Source organism: Ruegeria sp. AI2 (assembly GCF_056541275.1).
Map to the genome: position 1 here is coordinate 162,330 of NZ_JBQFYB010000005.1, position 20,715 is coordinate 183,044.

At 54.7% G+C, this 20,715-nt stretch carries 19 protein-coding genes; 8 read left to right on the plus strand and 11 right to left on the minus strand.

Features of this window, described 5'->3' with window-relative positions; translation table 11 throughout:
• Positions 1–7 precede the first annotated feature (7 nt).
• The 3 genes from mnmE to ACR0LL_RS12285 all read right to left on the minus strand — a co-directional run bounded on the left by mnmE (position 8) and on the right by ACR0LL_RS12285 (position 3,169).
• On the minus strand, positions 8–1,294 hold the full coding sequence (mnmE, locus tag ACR0LL_RS12275) for a tRNA uridine-5-carboxymethylaminomethyl(34) synthesis GTPase MnmE (protein WP_480587043.1): 1,287 nt from the start codon (positions 1,292–1,294) through the stop codon (positions 8–10).
• A gap of 31 nt (positions 1,295–1,325) precedes the next feature.
• The gene (rho, locus tag ACR0LL_RS12280) at positions 1,326–2,597 is read right to left on the minus strand and encodes a transcription termination factor Rho (protein WP_267364726.1); all 1,272 of its coding nucleotides are present in this window, start codon (positions 2,595–2,597) and stop codon (positions 1,326–1,328) included.
• A gap of 122 nt (positions 2,598–2,719) precedes the next feature.
• A complete protein-coding gene (locus ACR0LL_RS12285) occupies positions 2,720–3,169 on the minus strand; it encodes a CopD family protein (protein WP_209506877.1) in 450 nt (149 codons plus the stop codon).
• A 405-nt stretch (positions 3,170–3,574) separates the two neighbouring features.
• Between ACR0LL_RS12285 and ACR0LL_RS12290 the strand changes: the two genes are divergently transcribed.
• From ACR0LL_RS12290 to dnaQ, 4 genes are read left to right on the plus strand one after another with little or no spacing between them, the layout of a single operon-like run.
• Positions 3,575–4,174: a Maf family protein gene (locus tag ACR0LL_RS12290; RefSeq protein WP_480587046.1), complete on the plus strand. Its 600-nt coding sequence runs from the start codon at positions 3,575–3,577 to the stop codon at positions 4,172–4,174.
• Positions 4,171–5,004, plus strand: a complete 834-nt coding sequence (locus ACR0LL_RS12295) for a shikimate dehydrogenase (protein ID WP_267364724.1) — start codon at positions 4,171–4,173, stop codon at positions 5,002–5,004. Before ACR0LL_RS12290 ends, ACR0LL_RS12295 begins: the two co-directional genes overlap by 4 nt.
• Complete coding sequence (coaE, locus tag ACR0LL_RS12300) at positions 5,001–5,594, plus strand: dephospho-CoA kinase (protein ID WP_480587048.1); 594 nt, start codon at positions 5,001–5,003, stop codon at positions 5,592–5,594. The genes ACR0LL_RS12295 and coaE overlap by 4 nt, the downstream gene beginning before the upstream one ends.
• Positions 5,587–6,309, plus strand: a complete 723-nt coding sequence (gene dnaQ, locus ACR0LL_RS12305) for a DNA polymerase III subunit epsilon (protein WP_267364721.1) — start codon at positions 5,587–5,589, stop codon at positions 6,307–6,309. Before coaE ends, dnaQ begins: the two co-directional genes overlap by 8 nt.
• Positions 6,310–6,333: 24 nt before the next feature.
• Here dnaQ and secB read toward each other — a convergent pair whose 3' ends face one another.
• Complete coding sequence (secB, locus tag ACR0LL_RS12310) at positions 6,334–6,834, minus strand: protein-export chaperone SecB (protein ID WP_209506872.1); 501 nt, start codon at positions 6,832–6,834, stop codon at positions 6,334–6,336.
• A 60-nt stretch (positions 6,835–6,894) separates the two neighbouring features.
• Positions 6,895–7,389: an FxsA family protein gene (locus ACR0LL_RS12315; protein WP_480587051.1), complete on the minus strand. Its 495-nt coding sequence runs from the start codon at positions 7,387–7,389 to the stop codon at positions 6,895–6,897.
• 108 nt (positions 7,390–7,497) lie between these two features.
• On the opposite strand from ACR0LL_RS12315, the gene ACR0LL_RS12320 reads away from it, so the two are divergent.
• From ACR0LL_RS12320 to ACR0LL_RS12330, 3 genes are read left to right on the plus strand one after another with little or no spacing between them, the layout of a single operon-like run.
• The gene (locus tag ACR0LL_RS12320) at positions 7,498–8,160 is read left to right on the plus strand and encodes a Tim44/TimA family putative adaptor protein (protein WP_480482550.1); all 663 of its coding nucleotides are present in this window, start codon (positions 7,498–7,500) and stop codon (positions 8,158–8,160) included.
• Positions 8,157–9,197, plus strand: a complete 1,041-nt coding sequence (gene mltA / locus ACR0LL_RS12325; protein ID WP_480587054.1) for a murein transglycosylase A — start codon at positions 8,157–8,159, stop codon at positions 9,195–9,197. Before ACR0LL_RS12320 ends, mltA begins: the two co-directional genes overlap by 4 nt.
• Complete coding sequence (locus ACR0LL_RS12330; RefSeq protein WP_480538398.1) at positions 9,197–9,784, plus strand: Smr/MutS family protein; 588 nt, start codon at positions 9,197–9,199, stop codon at positions 9,782–9,784. The genes mltA and ACR0LL_RS12330 overlap by 1 nt, the downstream gene beginning before the upstream one ends.
• Here the strand turns inward: ACR0LL_RS12330 and ACR0LL_RS12335 are convergent.
• The 6 genes from ACR0LL_RS12335 to ACR0LL_RS12360 all read right to left on the minus strand — a co-directional run bounded on the left by ACR0LL_RS12335 (position 9,781) and on the right by ACR0LL_RS12360 (position 18,318).
• The gene (locus ACR0LL_RS12335; protein ID WP_480587057.1) at positions 9,781–11,001 is read right to left on the minus strand and encodes an MFS transporter; all 1,221 of its coding nucleotides are present in this window, start codon (positions 10,999–11,001) and stop codon (positions 9,781–9,783) included. The two genes, ACR0LL_RS12330 and ACR0LL_RS12335, sit on opposite strands and share 4 nt — an antisense overlap.
• Positions 10,998–12,098, minus strand: coding sequence for an alpha/beta hydrolase (locus ACR0LL_RS12340; RefSeq protein WP_480587060.1), 1,101 nt, complete (start codon positions 12,096–12,098; stop codon positions 10,998–11,000). Before ACR0LL_RS12340 ends, ACR0LL_RS12335 begins: the two co-directional genes overlap by 4 nt.
• A 154-nt stretch (positions 12,099–12,252) precedes the next feature.
• Positions 12,253–13,947, minus strand: a complete 1,695-nt coding sequence (locus tag ACR0LL_RS12345) for a Na/Pi cotransporter family protein (protein ID WP_480587063.1) — start codon at positions 13,945–13,947, stop codon at positions 12,253–12,255.
• Positions 13,948–13,951: 4 nt separating this feature from the next.
• Positions 13,952–14,749: an inositol monophosphatase family protein gene (locus ACR0LL_RS12350; RefSeq protein WP_480587066.1), complete on the minus strand. Its 798-nt coding sequence runs from the start codon at positions 14,747–14,749 to the stop codon at positions 13,952–13,954.
• Between the two features lie 365 nt (positions 14,750–15,114).
• Positions 15,115–15,981, minus strand: coding sequence for a glycosyltransferase family 2 protein (locus ACR0LL_RS12355; protein ID WP_480587069.1), 867 nt, complete (start codon positions 15,979–15,981; stop codon positions 15,115–15,117).
• 66 nt (positions 15,982–16,047) lie between these two features.
• Positions 16,048–18,318, minus strand: a complete 2,271-nt coding sequence (locus tag ACR0LL_RS12360; protein ID WP_480587072.1) for a methyltransferase domain-containing protein — start codon at positions 18,316–18,318, stop codon at positions 16,048–16,050.
• A gap of 804 nt (positions 18,319–19,122) precedes the next feature.
• Between ACR0LL_RS12360 and ACR0LL_RS12365 the strand changes: the two genes are divergently transcribed.
• Positions 19,123–20,283, plus strand: a complete 1,161-nt coding sequence (locus tag ACR0LL_RS12365; protein ID WP_480587075.1) for a rhamnan synthesis F family protein — start codon at positions 19,123–19,125, stop codon at positions 20,281–20,283.
• The last annotated feature ends 432 nt before the right edge of the window (positions 20,284–20,715 follow it).

Consider the following 20,715-nt stretch of genomic DNA (forward strand, 5'->3'; position numbering starts at 1 on the left):
ACAATCCTTATTTTCCCAAACAAAAGCTGGAGAAGATTTCATCCAACAGTGTTTCGACATCTATTCTGCCAACCAGAGATTCAAGTGCCCGTATGGCGGTTCTTAACTCCTCCGCAGCGATATCATACAGGTCCGGGCCTGATTCCAGAACCGTGATCGCAGCAGCAAGTGAATCCGATGCCTTGTTCATCGCAGCGCGGTGGCGCTCACGCGTGGCAATACCATGTGTTGTGGCTCTATCACTCAAGACCCACGAAATCTGGTCTACAAGCGCGTCAATCCCCTGTCCTGTCTTTCCTGAAACACCTTCAGCAGCGCCCTCTCGCAAGTCCGCTTTGGGTAGAACGTGGATATCGCCATCCTGCATGGCCACACCCAGATCTTCCGGTGCTTCAGCCAGAAAAACGCGCAGGTCCGCCGCATCTGCCCGTTTTCGAGCCAGCTCGATCCCAAGATTTTCGACGTGATCTTCAGTATCCCGCAACCCGGCCGTATCCAGCAATGTCACCGGCAAACCAGCCAGATCCATTCGAACCTCAATCACGTCGCGGGTTGTGCCTGCGTATTCCGAAGTAATCGCAGCCTCGCGCCCCGCAAGCGCGTTCAGCAGGGTTGATTTACCTGCATTAGGAAGGCCGACAATAGCCACCTCAAATCCGGTACGAATACGCTCGGCGATTTTCACCCCATCAGCTTCTCGACGAAGATCTGCCAGAACTCCGCTTGTCAAACTACGGACTTCCGGCGTGACGTCAGTGGGGACGTCTTCATCAGCGAAATCTATGACCGCTTCCAGCAACGATGCCGCGCGGATCAAATCGCGCCGCCAGCGCTCGGCCAGCGTGCCAAGCTCACCGGCCAGAATGGTTTGGGCCTGCTTACGCTGTGCCTCGGTTTCCGCGTCAATCAGATCTGCCAGGCCTTCGACCTGTGTCAAATCCATCTTACCATTTTCAAGGGCCCGGCGTGTGAACTCACCCGGGTCCGCCAGTCGTAGACCATCGGTGTTCGACAAACAGCGCAGAACCGCATTGACCGAGGCCGTGCTGCCATGGATCTGAAGTTCTGCCACGTCTTCACCGGTGAAACTTGCCGGTGCCTGAAAGGTCAGAACCAGACCATCATCCAGTCGTGATCCATCCTGGTCCCGCAGGGTGCGCAAAACCATTCCCCGCTTGGGCAGTTCCGCGCCGCACAGATATGCGGCTGCGGAATGCGCTTCGGGGCCAGAGAGGCGAATGACCGCCACCCCTGCTTTGCCTTGCGCGCTGGCCAAGGCGAATATCGTATCCATTCGAAGGCCTCGCTGGGGTCTAAGACCTGTGTCAGGTGTTCATCGAATCGAAGAACTCACCGTTTGTCTTCGTCTGTTTCAACTTCGACAACAAGAACTCGATTGCGTCGGTGGTGCCCATCGGGTTGAGGATACGGCGCAGAACGAAGGTCTTGGCCAGATCGCCCTTGTCGACCAGCAGGTCCTCTTTCCGAGTACCGGATTTGAGGATGTCGATCGCCGGGAACACGCGTTTGTCTGCAATCTTGCGGTCCAGAACGATTTCCGAGTTACCTGTACCTTTGAATTCTTCAAAGATCACCTCGTCCATCCGGCTGCCGGTATCGATCAGTGCGGTGGCGATAATGGTCAGCGATCCGCCCTCTTCAATATTCCGGGCCGCACCGAAGAAACGCTTGGGCCGCTGCAACGCATTCGCATCCACACCACCGGTCAGAACTTTACCCGAGGACGGAACAACGGTGTTAAACGCCCTACCAAGTCTTGTGATCGAGTCGAGAAGAATAACAACATCTCGTTTATGTTCGACCAAACGCTTGGCCTTTTCAATGACCATCTCCGACACGGCTACGTGACGCGTTGCGGGCTCATCAAAGGTTGACGACACAACCTCACCCTTAACCGAACGCTGCATGTCGGTCACTTCTTCCGGGCGTTCGTCGATCAGCAGGACGATCAGATAACACTCCGGATGGTTCTGTTCGATCGAATGCGCGATGTTCTGCAGGATCACGGTTTTACCGGTCCGCGGCGGTGCCACGATCAGCGAACGCTGACCTTTACCGATCGGCGCAACCAGATCGATCACGCGCGCCGACTTATCTTTTATGGTGGGATCTTCGATTTCCATCTTCAGACGCTCATCCGGGTACAGAGGCGTCAGGTTGTCGAACAGGATCTTGTGCTTGGCCTTTTCGGGATCTTCAAAGTTGATCATAGTGACTTTGGTCAGCGCGAAATAACGCTCATTCTCATCCGGCGCCTTGATCTCGCCTTCGACCGTGTCCCCGGTCCGCAGCGAGTGCAGACGGATCATATCGGGCGAGACATAGATATCATCAGGGCCCGGCAGATAGTTCGCCTCGGGCGAGCGCAGAAAGCCGAACCCGTCCTGTAGCACTTCCAGTACGCCATCACCGCCGACGGTCCAGCCATCATCGGCACGTTCGCGCAGAATCTGGAACATCATTTCGCCCTTGCGCATGGTCGAGGCGTTTTCGATCTCCAGCTCTTCGGCCATGGCCAGAAGGTCTTTGGGGCTTTTGGCTTTCAGGTCGGCCAGATTCAGGGATTCATTGGACATGATACATACCTTCACCGCTGAGAACGCGGCTTGAAGTGGAATTTCAGTACGGAAAATACGCCGCCCGGACGGGCGTGTTGTGATCTACATAAGCGCAGCGCCGTTCGGAGTCAAACAGGCGTTTAGAACTTCAGAATGACCGCCAGAACGATGGCAACCATCAGAATGGTCGGAACCTCGTTCATCATGCGATACTGCCGCCCAGTGAGCTTATTCTGGCCTGCCAGGAAATCCTTCCTTCGGGCCATAAGCCAATGGTGGAACCAGGTCATCGCGATCACGCCCGCACCTTTGACCCAGGGCCATGCAAAATCCCATCCGACGATCCCCGGTGTGAACACCATGATCAGCCCGCATACCCAGGTTACAACCATCGCGGGGCGCATGATCACCCGCAGCAGCTTGTCTTCCATTTCAAAGAAGATGTCTTGCGCACCCTCTACGGCCTGCGCTTTTTCGACGTGATAAACAAACAGTCTGGGTAAATAGAACAAGCCCGCCATCCATGAGATCACGGCCATGATATGTAATGACTTCACCCACGGGTAAATCGTGAAAAGAAGGTCTGTCATACCGGCTCCGAACGTTGTTCGGAACTCTCCCTAATAAAAAAATAAGAAAAGAAAAAGGATGATGGTTTTGTAGGGTGCCAAAAATCCGTGGATTACTTTTTTACCCTAGCGTTTTCCCCAAGAGGGACAGAATATCTGAGATCGCCAGTGATTCTGTTGATATAAAAAAATTGTTATCTAAATCAATAAGTTAATATTGTATCATCGTATCTGATCTGTGGATAACCCGATGGGTATCGCTGGATAGATCTGTTATCCCAAGAGTTGGAGTTATCCTTGTCCCAACAGGATGAGATTTGAGCGACTCGGGGATCTTTGCCACAAAATTCCCGGGGTTGCGTGTCAACCGGAAAACCATACAAAACACCCCAGAACTCTCATCGATTTGCACACGGGGTTTTCCACATGTCTGTCCCCATTCTTCTGGCTTCGGGATCCGTTATTCGCGCGCAATTGCTAAGGAACGCAGGTGTGCCGTTTGCGGTTCAAACGGCGCGCGTGGATGAAGAGACGGTCAAAAGGGCGTTGCTGGCAGAAAATGCTTCGCCACGCGATATTGCTGATACGCTGGCTGAGATCAAAGCGCGTAAGGTCAGCGACAAGAACCCCGGCGCCATGGTGATCGGGTGTGATCAGGTGCTGGATTTCGAAGGGCAGCTGCTGTCAAAGCCCGAAACCCCGGAACAGGCGCTGGCCCAACTGAAAGCCATGCGCGGCAAGCGGCACATGCTTTTGTCCGCAGTTGTGATCTATCAGGACGGTGAGCCGATCTGGAGGCATGTAGGGCAAGTGCGTTTGCGGATGCGGGCCACTTCCGATGCCTATCTGAAAGACTATGTTGCGCGGAACTGGGACAGCATTCGCCATGCCGTCGGAGCCTACAAGCTGGAAGAAGAAGGTGTCCGCCTGTTCGCCACCATTGACGGCGACTATTTTAACGTTTTGGGTATGCCCCTGTTAGAGCTTCTCAATTTTCTGGCTGTCAAAGGGATGATCGAGCAATGACGGACAATCGGGTTCCTTTGGCCGGAGTGATTGGGCATCCTATCGGGCATTCGCGCTCTCCCAAGCTGCACGGGCATTGGTTAAAGACCTATGGGCTTGCCGGGCATTATATCCCGATGGACGTCGCCTCTGCAGATTTGGAGACAGTGCTGCGAACCCTGCCCAAAGCGGGCTTTGTCGGGGCCAACGTGACCGTTCCGCACAAAGAAGCGGCGCTGAAGATCGCAGATCACGTTTCTGACCGTGCAACCGTGATCGGTGCTGCAAATACACTGGTGTTCCGAACTGATGGTTCGATACATGCAGATAACACCGACGGGTACGGGTTTATGGAAAACCTGCGCAGCGGCGCACCTGACTGGAATGCGAAAGATGGCCCGGCGGTTGTGTTTGGTGCCGGGGGTGCTGCCCGTGCCGTTTTGCAGGCCTTGTCTGATGCCGGAGTGCCGGAAATCCTGCTGACCAACCGAACCCGCGCCCGCGCGGATCATCTGAAGGAAGAGTTCGGCCAACGCATTCGCGTGGTCGATTGGGTTCAGGCGGGGAATGTTATCGAAAACGCCGAACTGGTGGTCAATACGACCTCACTGGGGATGCAGGGCCAGCCAGAGCTGCGCGTACCGTTGGATGGGTTGCAGCCCGGTGCCGTGGTTACGGACCTGGTCTATGCCCCGTTGAAAACCCGCCTGCTGCAAACTGCCGAGGAGGCCGGATGCACCACAGTCGATGGTCTTGGGATGTTGCTGCATCAGGCCGTTCCCGGGTTTGAACGATGGTTTGGGGTCCGCCCCGAAGTAGACGCGGATACGCGCGCGGCGGCCCTGGCATGAGTTTTGCGCTTGGCCTGACAGGCTCAATCGGTATGGGGAAAAGCACCACAGCGCAGATGTTCGTTGAAGAAGGGTGCGCATTGTGGGATGCGGATGCGGCAGTGCATCGGCTGTATGCCATTGGTGGAGCAGCGGTTGAGCCAATGCGGGCAGCCTTTCCCGATGCGATACTTGACGGGGCGGTTAACCGAAACGCGTTGAAACGGATTATCGCGGATGACCCGACCACGTTGAAAACGATTGAGGCGATTGTGCATCCACTGGTTGCTGCTGACCGCGCAGAATTTCACGAAAGCGCTACAAGCGACATCCTGGTGTTCGATATTCCGCTTTTGTTTGAAACGGGCGGTGATGCAGCAATGGATGCGGTGGCCTGCGTTTCGGTCCCGGCCGAAGACCAAAAGCGGCGCGTTATGGAACGGGGCACGATGACTGAGGCGCAATTCGAGCAGATCCGCGCCAAGCAGATGCCGAACGACGAAAAATGCGAACGGTCGGATTTTGTGATCGTGACCGATACTCTGGACCACGCCCGCGCGCAGGTGCAGGATGTGGTCAGGCAGATACGGGCGGGGATGGCACATGCGTGAGATTGTACTGGATACCGAAACCACCGGTTTTGACCCCGAAAGCGGGGATCGGATCGTGGAAATCGGCGCCGTTGAGCTGTGGAACCACGTTGCCACCGGTGAAACCTATCACGTCTATATCAACCCCGAACGCTCGATGCCGGAAGAAGCGTTTGGCGTGCATGGTATTGGTCCCGATCTGCTGGACACCCCGCGCCCGCCGGAAAAGGGCGAAGTGACGCTGAAAGACAAGCCGGTCTTTGCAAAGGTTGGCCATGGGTTTCGCGAATTTGTTGGCGATGCGCGGTTAGTGATCCACAACGCCTCATTCGACATGAAGTTCCTGAATGCCGAGCTGAAATGGATGGGTGCCCCGCTTATCCCGATGGAGCAGGCGTTGGATACTCTGGCAATTGCCCGTAAACGGTTCCCCGGTTCGCCAGCGTCACTGGATGCGCTGTGCCGTCGCTTCAATATCGACAACTCGAACCGTGTGCTGCACGGCGCGTTGCTCGACTCGGAAATTCTGGCCGAGGTTTATCTGGAATTGATCGGTGGACGGCAGCCTGATTTTGGTCTGTCGACATCCACATCTTCTGCGGACGGAGGCAGCGATGATTGGCGAGCCACACCGCGCAGCAGGCCATTACCATCCCGGATCACCGAGGATGAACGCGCAGCACATGAAGCTTTCGTTGAAAAACTGGGCGAGAATGCCTTGTGGACCCGCGCCTGATCCGGTTAGGCACGGGTCAAAACCTTACGCGTCGGCTTTTTGGGCTTGTTCGGCCTGACGGCGCATCAACTCGTTGCGATAGAGCGCGACGAAATCGATATTGTCCAGGTTGACCGGCGGGAAGCCGCCATCGCGAGTGATGTCGCTGACGATGCGGCGCAGGAACGGGAACAACATGCGCGGGCATTCGATCATCAGGAATGGGTGCAGCTGATCTTCCGGCACACCTTCCACGTGGAACATACCGCAATAGTCCAGTTCGCACAGGAACAGAATGTCATCCATGCCTTTGGCTTTGGATGTCAGGTTCAGCTTTATCGAAACTTCGAACTGATGGTCCGCCGCGCGTTTTTTGGCGTCCAGATTCACCTGAACGGCGATTTCGGGTTGTACGTCTCCGGAAACGCCCTTTTGCGCCATCACGTTTTCAAAGGACATATCGCGGATGAACTGCCCCAGAACACGCATCTGAACCTGCGGGGCGGCTTGGGCCGCAGTGTTTTCTGCAGCGTTTTCTTCGGCCATGGATCTACTCCAAAAATGAAATTCGCCACTGCTTAGCAAGTTGGGCGCGGCACCTCAATGCTAGTGGGGACCTTCCACCCATTTCGAAGGCTTCGAGGGGTCTTTTTTTGGCCGAACTTCGGTGAATTCCCCATCGATGATATCGCCCTGATCGAACGGGTTCCCCCGGGTTTGATATCCGGGGCCCGGCCCCATCTGGAACTGGGTCACGGTAACCTTGGATTTCAGATAGCGGAAAACGGCGATGCGGACACCGGGAACTAACAACGCAAAACCAACGGCATCAGTGAAAAAGCCCGGTGTCAGCAACAAAGCGCCCGACAACAGGATCATTGCCCCATGGGCCAGCGGTTCGGTCGGATCGTCCAATTCGGCAAAGGACCGTTGCAGCTGTCCAAGCGCCATGCGACCTTGTGTCCGTACCAAAACCGTGCCCAGAACCGCGGTCAGCACTACGATGGCAAGTGTCGGCCACAACCCAATCAAACCACCAACCTGAATAAACAGCGCGATTTCGATTATGGGCACCAACAAAAATGCCAAGAACAGATACATTTGCGTTATCCTTTCCCTTAGGCCGGGCTGTGGACTTGCCACTCACTGTCACCTACATAGTGGCATGAGGCCGTGTATACAAAGTCGCGGCGTTGAAAAGAGAATGAAATGAGCGACAACCCTATGATCCAGCTCCTGGTCCTGGCCGGAATTGCCATTTTCCTGATCCTGCGCCTCAAAAGCGTACTGGGCACGCGTGAAGGCTTTGAAAAACCGCCTGTGCAGCAACAGCCCGAAGCCCATAAATCGCGCCGCGGTTTCGAGGTGATCGATGGCGGCCCGGATCATGACATTACTGACCATGTCGCCGAAGACAGCGAACAGGCGCAAACACTGGCTGCGATGAAACGGGTCGAGCCCGGTTTTTCGGTCAGTGAGTTCGTTCAGGGTGCGCGCGGTGCGTATGAGATGATCGTGATGGGGTTTGAAAGGGGTAATCTGGATGAAATCCAGCCTTTTCTGTCGGAAGAGGTGTTCGAGACTTTCGTTTCGGTCGTGGCAGCGCGCGAAGATCAGGGCCTGACCATCGAGGCTGAATTCATCGGCGTACGGGAAACCACCCTGACGGATGTGAAATTCGACAAGGATACGAACCAGGCCGAAATCACGATGAAGTTCGTGGGGGAGCTGACCTCGGTCGTTAGGGATCGCGGAGGCGATATTGTCGAAGGCAACCCGAATACTGTGAAGCGCCAGAAGGACAGCTGGACCTTTGCCCGCGTCATGGGCAAGGACGATCCAAACTGGCTGCTTGTCGCCACGGACGCATGATTGCAACGCTTCGGTCGCTTTTACTGGTGGGTGCAATGACCATCGCCAGCGCTGCCGAAGCCGAGGCAACGCGATCCATACTGTCGTTTGACGATCTGCAGGGCTGGGCCGAGGACGACCACGGCGCGGCCCTTTCCGTATTTCTGAACACGTGCGGTGATCTGGATGATCCGGATTGGCACGCCTTGTGTGGTGTGGCCAGAACATATGAACCGGATGCCGCCCGCGCCTTTTTCGAGTTATTCTTCCGCCCTGTTCTGGTCCAGGATGACAAAGAGGGCCTGTTTACCGGCTATTTTGAACCCGAGCTTGACGGCGCGCGCACCCGGACAGACCGTTTCAAATACCCGATCTACAAGATGCCGCCCGAAGCCCGTGCCGAAGGACCATGGCTGAGCCGTCGTGACATCCTCACCGGTGATGTGATGCAGGGCCGCGGGCTAGAGATCGCCTGGGTCGACGACCCTGTCGAGCTGTTCTTTCTGCAAATTCAGGGCTCGGGGCGCATTCGATTGTCGGATGGCGGTGCGCTGCGGGTTGGATATGGTGGCGCGAATGGTCACCCCTATCGGTCGATCGGTGTTGAGCTGGTGCGACGTGGGGTTCTGGGTGCGCATGAGGTCAGCGCCCAGATGATCCGCGCCTGGGTGCGCAAGAACCCCGAGGCCGGTGCCGAGTTGCTGCTTCACAACCCGTCATACGTTTTCTTTCGCGAAGTCTCACGCGTTGCCCCCGAATTTGGACCTTTGGGGGCGATGAACCGGTCGATCACGACAATGCGCTCGATTGCGGCAGACCCCGCCTATACGCCGTTGGGCGCACCTGTTTGGGTGGAAAAGGACGGTGAAAACCCGTTGCGACGGCTAATGATCGCGCAGGACACAGGCGCGGCCATCAAAGGCGCGCAGCGCGCCGACATCTTTTTCGGAACCGGTGAAGAAGCCGGGCAGGCTGCGGGCAGGCTAAAAGATCCGGGTCGGATGGTTCTGTTGCTGCCCATTCAGCGCGCCTATGCCCTGTTGCCGGATGAATTCTGATGACACGGCGCAAACTGACAACCGACGAGATCGAGCTATGGCGCAAGGTCACCAAACAGGCCGAGCGGCTGCATCCGGACAGTCCGCAGAGTGTCCATCCGACCACCCTGCCGAAACCCAGACCCAGAAAAACACCAAAACCCCGGTTTGAGGTGTTTGAGCTTGGTCAGAACCTTCAGCCGAAACCTAATCCAAACGATCTGAAGCCATCGGTGACGGATGCGCTGCGTGCCGCGCCTGTTCAGATGGATATCAAAGCTTTTGGCCGGATGAAACGCGGTAAGCTAAAGCCCGAAGGCAAGCTGGATCTTCACGGTATGCGGGTTGATACGGCCCATCCTGCGTTGATCCGCTTTATCCTGAGCGCACAGGCACAAGGTAAGCGACTGGTTCTGGTGGTAACCGGCAAAGGCAAGGACCGCGACGAACCCGGCCCGATCCCCACCCCGCGCGGCGTTCTGCGCAATCAGGTGCCACATTGGCTGTCCATACCGCCGTTGGCGCAGGCGGTGATGCAGATCACGCCAGCGCATATCAGCCATGGCGGCGACGGTGCTTATTACGTCTATCTCAGGCGAATGCGCTAAAAGTCCCGACGGGCGCGGGAAATTCCGGTTCGGACCAGAACGCAAACCAGCACGAAAAACACCCCAACCCAGATGAACTGAGTGTTCAGCGAAATACCAAGGTCAATCAGAACGCCGGTCAGGCCGGGGCCGATGGCCGATCCCAGAACCATGACAGCCGCGGCCATCGCCTTGATCGCACCGATATGTCGGGTTCCGTAGAATTCGGCCCAGAATGCGCTGGGCAACGTGCTGTTTGCCCCAACGGTCAAAGCCAGGAAAACCAGCCCAAGGGTTGCGCCGCCGATTGAATTGGTTGTGCCCAGAATGACGAACCCAAGTGCGATCGGAAGCTGATAGTAGGGCATGATCCTGGCGGTTCCCCATTTATCCAGCGCCCAGCCCGATGCAAACATGGATAGCAGGGATATTCCGGTAAAGATCGGAAATAGCGCCACCAGCTGGATATGCTGCCACCCCTTCACATCAGCCAGATAAACCTGATGAAAGAAAAACGCGGTGATAAATGCGGATGGCCCAAGCACTGATGGCACCATGAACCAGAACAGGGGATGGAACAGAGCGTCCCGGCGGGTCCAGTGTTTTCCCTGCATTCCCGATGCTGAAAACGCGTTGGCGAGGCTTTGTGGAGTTCTCTCTTCTCGCAGCAGCCGCATCAGGATCGGAATACCCAACGCCGTGATGCCCGCCGCGGCAACCCACAGCCAACGCCAATCCAGATAAACCATGGCGCCAACAAAGATCAGCGGCAGCAACGCCTCACCAAGCGCATAGCCGGTGGACGCTATGGAAAGCGCTTTGCCCCGTGTAACCGTGAACCAGCGCGCCATTGCGACCACGGCAAGATGCGTGCTCATCCCCTGCCCAAATAACCGCAACAAAAAGATCACCAACGGCAACAGCAGCAGCCAGGTGTTCAGCGCCATTGCAATCGCGGCCAACGCCAGTCCCGCCAGCACAACCGGGCCCAAAACCCGTACGCGGAAGATATCCGTCAACCCTCCGGCCCAGATCATCGCGACGGCGGACAGGGTCGTGCCTAACGTGTACAGCCCACCCCATGCGCCGTGGCTGAGGCCAAATTCCGAGCGGATTTCACCAGCAAAGACCGAGATGAAAAAGGTCTGCCCGAAACTGGACAGAAATGTCAGCAGAACGCCGGCCCCAAGCCAGGTCGCGTTGTCCGCAAGAAATCGGTGCAGGGAAACCCGCGTCACGGATTACTTACCTGGGCCTGGCCGGTTTCAGTCAGCACGATTTCTGTGGCGCCAGCAGGATTGCGCTGGCTTGGCGGCACGAGAATGTCGATCCCGCGCCGGTCATCGCGCCCAAATGTTTCGCTGACCCGGCGCACAGAGCGGAGGATAGTCAATAAGGCCGGAGAAGTAGCAGCCACAAAATGGGAGGATTCCGCATCGCTGTTGAAGGCAGTCGTATCCAGGATTTCAATCGGATAATCTGACAGCTTCTCGGCCGATCCGATATTGCCCAGCCTTTCACCATCGGCGGTTCCCCTCAACCGGCCGGAGACGTTCAGGACCTTGTCTTTCTTGGACACCATCAGGACAAAAGGATCAGGAGGATTCTTGATACTGTTCATCTGCGACCGAAAAACATCCACATCCAGATCGGGCGATATCAGAATAAGGCCTTCCAGATTTCGCTTTGCCCAGCCCGGCTGTTTCAGTTCGGTTTGCCGTATCATCTCCATAGCCAGCGCGCCGCCCATTGAATGCGCCACAAGGGCTACTCGCTTGACTCCCATGGACTTGAGTAGACGAATGGTTTCTTCCAGCCCATCACGGGCAAACAACATACTGTCCAGATCATAGGCATAACCATAGCCTGTCGCGCGGCTGGGCCATGAATAGACAAGGATCTGACCGGGTAAACCGATATCATGCGACAGCTGAGCGGCCCGGAACAATGTCTCTGTCTGAGTGGAGTTATAGCCGTGCACAAAAATCGTGACTTCGTCAGCCCCACTCAGCCTGTCCTTCAGCTGTTGCGGCCCGCTTAGCTGATCTACCTCTGCCAGCACGAACTGTTTTCTAGGGTCAGGGTTTGCATAGGAGAATTTAAGGCTTCCCGGTGAACGCCCCGGCGGTATCGATACGGTGGTTTCCAGAAATTGCAGGCGTTCTGCGCGGCGGAATCCATACGCGCCATCGGGCTCGCGCGCACGCGTCGTGGCCGCAAAAACCGTTTCGGGAGTTCCGATTTCTAATGCTGATGGAAGCGTTTCGGATACAGTCCGGTCAACACATGCCGCCAGCACGACCGGACACAGAATGAAGATTAAGAAACGCAGCACGGACAGCCCCCGGAACCAATTGCCGACACGCTATCTTATTCTAATCCCGCGTCCAGCACGGCGACGCGAAAAAGCGGCAGAAACTGGCCCGAGCGGTTACAATCTGTAACAGACCGTATCCGTACGAAACCGATCTCTGCCGGTGCTGTTGGACCTAGACCTCCGTATCCTCGTCCTGTTCCTTGTGCGGCATTTCTTCGATCAGGCGGGTTTCCAGCAATTGCCCGTTCCGATACAGGATCGGATAGGCCACTGCGGCGATGTGGCTGTTGAATTCACGGAACGCGCGCAGGGTTTCCAGGTGGATATCGCTGGTCTCAAAGCTTTCCGTACTGCCATGTTGCAAACGTCTGAGGTGGCGTTTGCGGCTGTCACGCTCGGCCCGTTTGATTTCGGTTTTCTCAAGGCTCAGCAGACGGGCGCTTTCCAGATCGTCCGAGATCAAAACGTTTGAGGCCAGTTTGAGGTTGGCCAGGATGCCTTCGTGCATCTCAACCAGTTCCGACCAGCCCTCTTTTGAAAATGAAGCGCCCTTTTTCCGCATGTCGCCCGCCAGAACAGTCAACCGCTTGGCGACAACGTCGCCCGCAGTTTCCAGGCGGATTGCGTATTCCATCAGGTCGCGCGCCACTTTTGCGTTTTGCTTTCCGAACTTCTCCTCGGGAATGGCGGCCACGAATTTTCGAATACCCGACAGGCAGTCGTTCACATCTTCGTCCATGTCCCTTACGGTGCGTATCTGGTCCTTGTCGCCGCTGCGGTACAATTCCAGTGACGGGCGGAACATCGACTCGACCAGATCGCTCATCCGCAGCAGTTCACGCTTGAGGCTGGACAGCGCCTGGGAGGGGCTGCCGGCGGTGCGCACATCCAGCGCGCTGGCCGGGCGACCTGCCTGGGCCAGCGCGTTCGCAGATTTCGGGTCCGGAAAGAACTGCTCGAACGGCGCGCGCAATCGCCCGCAGAACGGCAGCGCCAGCAACAGCAACGAGGCATTGAATGCCAGATGCGCATTGACCAGCATCTGACCGCCCTGCAAATCCCCCAGAACACCAGCACGCAGTGCCGCAGTCGCCGCGAAAAGGGTGACTATCGCCCAGCTGCCGCGCAAGGCCAGGTTGGCAAAGGGTATGCGCCTGGCGGGCATTTCCATCCCCCTGCTCAGCCAAACAGGTATGAAAGCTGAACCGAAATTGGCCCCCAATACCAGCGACAGCCCGGCGGCAAACGGGATTGCGCCGATCTGGACCAGCGTCACACACATCAGGATCGCCGCGACCGAGGAATGCATAACAAAGGCCAGCGCGCCGCCGACCAAAAACGCTGTAATATAGTCGCGCGCCAGATACTCGGCGACGGCAGGCAAAAAAGCACTGTCCCGGATCGGGTCCATGGCTTCGCGCAAAAAGCGCAATGAGATCAGGATGAACGCAATCCCCATCAGGATGCGCCCCAATTGCCGGGGTTTCTTGGCCTCGGTCTTGACAAACAGATACCCACCAACCGCCAGAAGCAACGGTATCAGCCAACCCAGCTGGAACGACAAAACCTGAATGATCAGCGCCGAACCGAGATCAGCGCCCAGCACGATTGCAAGGCCGGTGGGAAAGGTCAGGAACCCCCCAGCAGCAAAACCCGATGTCAAAAGGGCAACCGCTGCCGAGCTTTGCAGAACCACCGCCATTACAATGCCGACCATTGACGCCTGTGCATAATGGCTTTGGCCCGTCATGAGGCGCTGGAACGAAGCCCCATAGCTGCGCTCGATCCCTGTGCGGACCATCCGCACTGCGTAAAGCAGCAGCATCGTGGCTCCGGCCAGGCTGATGAGAAAGCTTACAATCGCCATGATCCTACCCGTTCACCAAATCCAGCATTTCCCCGTGCAGTTCGGGTGTTGCCGCTGAAATCACCCGGCCGTCGGAGGTCAGATCAAGCGGCCGACCCTCCCAATCTGTCATCACCCCACCCGCAGCTTCAACCACGGCCATCACCGGCAGGTAGTCATAGGGCTGAAGGTCATAGTCGATCACAGCATCCACATGGCCCGCCGCCAGCAGGGCATGGGGGTAGCAATCATAGGCGAACCGTCTGGTCTGTCCAGACTGCATCAGCCTGTCGAACAACGCCGGATGATCGCGATAGATCTTATCCCCTTCGTTTACAAAAAGAATGGACTGATCCAGCCGCGTTTGGGCCGAAGTCGTGATCTCACGGCCATTCAACGTGGCGCCCCGGCCAACAACGCCGGTGAAAATTTCATTTATCGCCGGCATTCCGATCACGCCGATATCCGGTTTACCGTCAACCAGATGCCCCAACAGAAATCCAAACAGCGGATGCCCGGACAGGAATGACCGGGTTCCATCGATCGGGTCGATGATCCAAACCTCGCGACAATCCTGACCCTCGAACCCATGTTCTTCGCCAAAGACGCCGTGATCAGGAAAATGCTGTCCAAGATAGGCGCGAACCTGCGCTTCAACACCCTTGTCGGCCTGTGTCACCGGGCTTTCATCCGATTTGAACTCAACCCCCAGCGCGCCACGAAAATACCCCCGCGCTGCTTCGCTGGCCAGGTCAGCTATCTTTACCGCATGAGACAGCAGGTCGGTGCTTTCACCGGTCTGTGACGTCTTTGGATTCAGCATTCGATTCTATCCTGTTTAGCGATGAGGCGCGGGTATTTGAGGCGACAAGTTAGAAAGCCCCTTGTCGGCGTCGGTCTGGGCAGAGCCCAAACAAAAGCTCTTTGGTGCTCACTTTTTGTCTGAAGTGAGTCTTGCTGCATCGAGGGCCTTCAAATTCCACCACAAGTTTCCACAGTAATCCCACAAAACCACCCAAATACAACAGAAAAATCTTGAAATACCTCGTACCCAAGATAAATGTGTGGATTTTGTGAAATAACACGTCGACCGTTTTAGGCGGAATCAGGCCAGTTGTCTGCAAAACAGTCATACCCCAATGTCAGAGGCCCGTTGGAGGTTAGAAAGCTTGAAAAAAGCCGTGCACCTTACTCGTGCTGTTTGCCCGAAGTCGATGAAGACAAGTTCCGCGTTGACCATACAGCCCGCAGAAAAGCCACCTGTTTGGCGCGTTTTCGTTTTGAAAACAAAACCAGAGGTGAAGCCACCTGCAGCAAAGCACTTATCAACGCATTCAAAAAAGGAGCTGGGCGTTTGTGTTTGCGTGCCGCGTAAACACGCGAGCGACCCATATGCCAGGCTTTGATCGCGGCGACCTTTGGGTTTCTAGGAGAAGACTCGCCCCCAATATGGGTTACTTCAGCTTCGGGAAGGAAAAACAAAGGCCCCACTTGTTCATCCAAGCGCAGACAGATGTCGTCATCTTCATGGTATAAAAAGATATTTGCGTCGAATCCACCGACCTTCTCGAAAGCAGACCGGCGCACAAGCAAAGCTGCGCCGGACAATATAGGAACCTGCAGATCAGTGTCGGCTTCAATACCGCGCAACCATTTTTTACGTGGTAGCAACACGCTGGATCGTTTCAGCAACCCTTTGCCAGACTTTTGGGTAAATGCCGGATTGAACGCTGAGGCAGTTTTGTGACGGTCTGCACCGGCCAGCAACTTCTCCAAGCTTCCCTTCAATAAGCGCGCATCTGGGTTCAAAAACAACAAGAACTCGGTCTCGGCCCCAGCCGCACCCTGGTTACACCCTACCCCAAAACCCATGTTCTGGTCGTTTAGAATGAGTTTGGCGTTCTTAAGTTGTGCGAGCCGCTCTAGCTCCTCTAAATCGTCCGAGCCATTATCGACTAACACTATGGGAACACCATCGGGAACCGACGCCAGCATTTGAGGAAGAGTGCTGACGCTGTTATAGGTTACACTGATAATTGTAACACGCGGTTCCAATGCTTGTCCGTTCGTTTACATCTCGGAGTTTGGTAAGATTGGAGGTATCTCCCGGTCGTCTGACCTTTAGGAAGATTTACCTTTCTCAGCAAGCCTCCGCTTTCTCACTTTGAGGCGGGCACGGTTCAGTTCGCGCAACAAGCTATAGAAACCCGTTCCTATGTCATTATTAGAGGAAACCGTATGTCGAGGGCGATTTTTCCGCGAGATTTTGATGCTGCCCTTGAACATGGCGACGTCAGCGCCATAGTGCTCCAACAAATCGTATACTGTATCCAGAGGAAGCTGCATCGGATTGTCCCGCAGAAGCTCAGCCTTTACAAACGGAAATCCACTTTCAACAAGACGGTCCCAGAAGAAATGGCACGGATTCCATTTCCGAAGCCGGTCGACAGGGGTCGAACCGAATAGAGTTTCGCTACCAAACAGCGTCGCAGACGTTAGGTCGGGATCAGCGCCTACAACCTCACCAAGGTTGATTTCGTAGTTTTCGATTACATCCGACTTGTTTTTCAAGTTCTCAACGCGATCCCAAAAATGTCTCAGCTTTTCAGACTTCGGCGCACTGTTTTGCAAGGCAAAGAAGTAGCTCTGGGTGTGTGGTTTGGGCAAGCTACAGTCAGTCAACGCGATAAAGTCGGCTTCAGACTCTCGGACTTTCCGGATCATCGGACCAAAGAGTTTGGGGATAACGAAGACGCTATCATTTGCAAAAAACAGACGTTTGGCGCGCCAGAGATGCGGGCATTCACGCAAGATATCTGCCCACATGCCGAAGTCGTAGCCGGAATTCTGACGAAAAACGATGAGGGAAGACCCATCCAATGACTCCCGATCCACCGCGTCTACGAACAACTGCGATGTGTCGGTTAATTGATCTTTCGCGGCAAGTTTTGACGCCAGTTTTCCATCCAGAGCAACACCTGCGACAACCTTAATGCCGTTTGCAGCCAGCGTTTTGATGTAATCTTGAGTTGTAGGGAGTATTTTGCCGTCAGGTGCATAGATCGAAAGAAGGCATACTTCTGCGTCTTCCAACGGCTCAAGCGAGGCAACCTCCTCAATGGCAAAGGGAGGCGTATTTTTAAAAGTGCTCTGAACTTCCAACAGGCGTTTTTGTGCAAATGGAAGAAAGTGTGCCGGCTCTCCGGCAAACTGCGCAGCTAATTCCAGCTCTTGGCGCATAGTTTCCACAGCGGCGGAAAACAATTGAAACTGTACCTGTTTGCTTAGGCCACAGTTTTGAGCGTGCACACCGGCAAAATAAAAGGCGCATCCCATCCATGAGGGGTAGGTCTCATTTTCAAGACCGGTGCGCTTACGGCGCCAGGTTTCGGACGCGGTGACGTCCATGAAGTCGATATTGAATTCTGACTTCAACAACGCCTCGAATCGGGGATAGATTTTATCAGCCTGTTTCGTCCGACCAAGATTCAGGCTGTCCTTGAACAAACGGTACATTCCACCACTGGCAATGTGCTTGTCCGGATGGTTGGAAAGCTTCTCTAGGTATTCCAAGTAAACATCCCAGTCGCTGAATCCGTCTGATATCTTGGGTAACGGTGCGTGCGACGCCCAGGCAAACAACCTGTGTCCGGCATCTCTTACGACAACATGTTCAAAGCCAACGCTCTTTAGAAGGTTTTCCAGCGCACTTCGGGACGCGATAAAATAGTGAAAACCCGGGGACAGCGTGGCGATCAGTGTTGTCGGTTCGCAGTCCGGAGTAATTGTGGTCGCACTCGGTGTGGTCAGAACTAAAACGCCATCATCCGACAGGCCTTGACTGATTTCATCCAGAAACTCACGTGGGCGTGTCACGTGTTCGATCACTTCACTACTGAAGACATAATCAAACTTCCGACCGCGAATTTCTTCGGCATCATTGTAGTACTTGTGAATGATGTTGGTACCCAGCATTTCCCGACCAATCTGGCCGTACCTGCTGGTCTCGAGGCCTACAGCTTCGCCGTAACCCATTTCCTGCCAAAAATGCGGCACAAAGCCAAAACCACAACCAACATCCAACACGGATCCCTGTCGCGGTTTCTCGAGCCCCAGCAGGGGTTCCAACATAGCCGAGATTCCCGCGCCATTCTGCACGTAATTGTACCAATAGTTTTCGTTGAAGCCCTCAAAGTCGTAACCAACTACGGGATCGTCGCCCAAGAAATACACACTGGCGCAAGATTTGCACTTTACTAGGGTTAGGTCATCTTTAAGGAACTGCGCTTTTGAGACGGTCAGAACGGGTTCAAACTCAGTCGCACCACACACATAGCAAGTACCAGCGTTTGGAGCAGAGGAAGTCTCAGTATCAAATGTGACTTTATGCATTTGGGGTCTCCGTGATATTCATTGCCGGTGTCGTAGGAGCCTAATTTTTCCCGCGCAGACCGTTATAATAACTAAATTTCAAGGCTCAAAACTCAACCGGAACGGCCCTATGTCCCAGAAGGTGGGGTATGTTGCAACCCACCATATTGAGCTGTTAAGCAATCTTTCGCCATCTAGGTCAGAGCGTACACCATTTTCAACAGGTTGCGTCGGAACTTACATATATCCTAATCGACTTCGACGAGAGATGCTCGTGCTGATACTTCGTGGCCGTAATATCTGCGCCAGCCTTCCACCTATTGGCAAGTAACCAGCGGCGACAGTAACCCATGCCCAGCCAGGCGCGCTGGCCTTAACAAGGCTAACCAATAACGCAGACACCAAGGCAAGCTGGCAATAAGCGACTTCTTCGCGACCGATGTTTTTGCGACCCTCACTGATCATACCTGCAAACGTATCTGACGAGGGCCGAAACGGCTACTATTACGCTCATTGGCCGGAAAGACGTTTGCAGCGCTTGGCGGGGCGCCATTATCAACAACCACCTGGGAAATACAACAATTTCAACAAAATAATTAACCTGCAAACTATGGAATAGCCCAAAACGGCCGTTAGCGTTGCCCGCCTTCTTGTTTGGGGTTTTGAAACCCAAGGTCGTGTGTTAGAGGCAACCCAAACCAATCAGTATCAGCTGACACATAGATCAAGAGTGAAAAGATTGCGTTTTACCGCGGTTTTCGGTCTGCTGGTGACAGGCGGATCTGCCTGGAAACTGAAATCGAAACGACAATTGGACGAGTGTGAATGAATTTACCACCGTTATGGAAAATTCAGCGAGAACTGGCGCGCGCGGGCCGCAAGCTCATACACCTACCCGCCGAACTTCTGCGGCATGTATATCTCCGCCGGTATTACGATTGGGTGTTGTCTCGCCAGGTGAAGCGCACACCAGGCGCAGTTTCATTTGGTTCAGAAATCGGAATATTTCTTATCTTTCCTAAAACAGGTGTCTTACCTTCCCATCTGTATGCCTTGGAGCAGATGGTTCAGGCAGACATTTCCCCAATCGTCGTATCCAATCTACCGCTCAGTACGACAGATATTGCTGAACTTAGCCCACACGCTTCACTGATAATAGAACGTCCAAACTTCGGATATGATTTTGGCGGGTACCGGGATGGCGTACTGGAGGTGGCCAACCGTTTCCCAGAGCTGACTCGGCTCTGGCTCTTAAATGATTCCGCATGGTTGGTCCCACAAAAACGCACTTGGTTTGATGACGCTCGCGATTTAAATGTGGATTTCGTAGCAGCTACATCCAACTTTGCGATGCCTCGGGTCGATCCGGCGAATTTTCGGGAAATTACGTGGAAGTTTCGAGTAACGCACCGAAATTTCCATTATGCTTCTTATGCACTTGGTATTGGTCCAGCCATCTTAAGAAACCCAGAATTTGTAAAGTACTGGCGCAAACTCGAAATTCGAAATGACAAAACAAGAACGGTACGCCGTGGCGAAATTGGGTTGTCACAATGGGTTTTGAAGCATGGATATACGCATCGTGCCACATGCGAGGTTGATGCGCTTGACCGCGAATTGGAAGCCCTGACGGACACGGAAGTCGATAGGGTTGCGCGGGAACTCATCATTCCCGGCGACGCTGCCTTGGATGCAGTAAAAGAACAAGTTTTGAGCCTTGATGCACTCAGCGCAGCTGGGCGTTCCGATCGTATTGCGTTTATCCTGACAACTGTGTCGCGATACGCCTGTGCGTATTGCCTGCCAGCCTACACTCTGTCTCATCGTGGTTTTCAGTTTCTCAAAAAGTCTCCGCTGTGGCTATCTCCGAAGGGTGCTGGGTTGATGTTGGCAATTATTTCCCGAATCCAAGGGCCAATAGGCCAGGACATTCAACAAGAAGCATCCAGAATAGTACGCCAAGACGCGGAAACCCATTTACAGTGAAGTAAAACAGGCTTCTGGATTCCTGCTGTAACTGGGCAAAGCAAGACTGAGCCGCTCCACGAAAACTGAACGGGACCTGTTATTTTTGGCCGCTGTTCTCTTCTGCCGATCAGTTTGACTTTAATGCGTTTTTTCGACAGATCATGATTGACGATCCGCCGGCAAGTGCAGGAGGGCGTGCAAGACACCTTACCACCAGTGAAAGGCATAATGCTCAATTGCGGGATCAGGAACGAAATCCGCTTAATTCAATTTATGAAGTTTTCTGGGATCGCCTTCCCGAAGCAGATGCCGCTGGCTAAACCTAATGGTTGAGCAGGTTTTTGAGGTATTTACCGTATTCGTTTTTGCCGAATTTGCGGGCGCGGGCTTCGAGGTCCTGGTCGTTGATCCAGCCCAATGTATGGGCGATTTCGTCGGGTGATCCGGTTT

What these genes read in the sequence shown, in the direction of transcription:
- ACR0LL_RS12315 (WP_480587051.1), bottom strand. Translation starts at nt 7,389, where the DNA reads ATGTATCTGTTCTTGGCATTTTTGTTGGTGCCCATAATCGAAATCGCG.
- ACR0LL_RS12330 (WP_480538398.1), top strand. Translation starts at nt 9,197, where the DNA reads ATGACACGGCGCAAACTGACAACCGACGAGATCGAGCTATGGCGCAAG.
- coaE (WP_480587048.1), top strand. Translation starts at nt 5,001, where the DNA reads ATGAGTTTTGCGCTTGGCCTGACAGGCTCAATCGGTATGGGGAAAAGC.
- ACR0LL_RS12320 (WP_480482550.1), top strand. Translation starts at nt 7,498, where the DNA reads ATGAGCGACAACCCTATGATCCAGCTCCTGGTCCTGGCCGGAATTGCC.
- ACR0LL_RS12285 (WP_209506877.1), bottom strand. Translation starts at nt 3,169, where the DNA reads ATGACAGACCTTCTTTTCACGATTTACCCGTGGGTGAAGTCATTACAT.
- mnmE (WP_480587043.1), bottom strand. Translation starts at nt 1,294, where the DNA reads ATGGATACGATATTCGCCTTGGCCAGCGCGCAAGGCAAAGCAGGGGTG.
- ACR0LL_RS12345 (WP_480587063.1), bottom strand. Translation starts at nt 13,947, where the DNA reads ATGGCGATTGTAAGCTTTCTCATCAGCCTGGCCGGAGCCACGATGCTG.
- ACR0LL_RS12290 (WP_480587046.1), top strand. Translation starts at nt 3,575, where the DNA reads ATGTCTGTCCCCATTCTTCTGGCTTCGGGATCCGTTATTCGCGCGCAA.
- ACR0LL_RS12360 (WP_480587072.1), bottom strand. Translation starts at nt 18,318, where the DNA reads ATGCATAAAGTCACATTTGATACTGAGACTTCCTCTGCTCCAAACGCT.
- ACR0LL_RS12365 (WP_480587075.1), top strand. Translation starts at nt 19,123, where the DNA reads ATGAATTTACCACCGTTATGGAAAATTCAGCGAGAACTGGCGCGCGCG.
- secB (WP_209506872.1), bottom strand. Translation starts at nt 6,834, where the DNA reads ATGGCCGAAGAAAACGCTGCAGAAAACACTGCGGCCCAAGCCGCCCCG.
- dnaQ (WP_267364721.1), top strand. Translation starts at nt 5,587, where the DNA reads ATGCGTGAGATTGTACTGGATACCGAAACCACCGGTTTTGACCCCGAA.
- rho (WP_267364726.1), bottom strand. Translation starts at nt 2,597, where the DNA reads ATGTCCAATGAATCCCTGAATCTGGCCGACCTGAAAGCCAAAAGCCCC.
- ACR0LL_RS12295 (WP_267364724.1), top strand. Translation starts at nt 4,171, where the DNA reads ATGACGGACAATCGGGTTCCTTTGGCCGGAGTGATTGGGCATCCTATC.
- ACR0LL_RS12350 (WP_480587066.1), bottom strand. Translation starts at nt 14,749, where the DNA reads ATGCTGAATCCAAAGACGTCACAGACCGGTGAAAGCACCGACCTGCTG.
- mltA (WP_480587054.1), top strand. Translation starts at nt 8,157, where the DNA reads ATGATTGCAACGCTTCGGTCGCTTTTACTGGTGGGTGCAATGACCATC.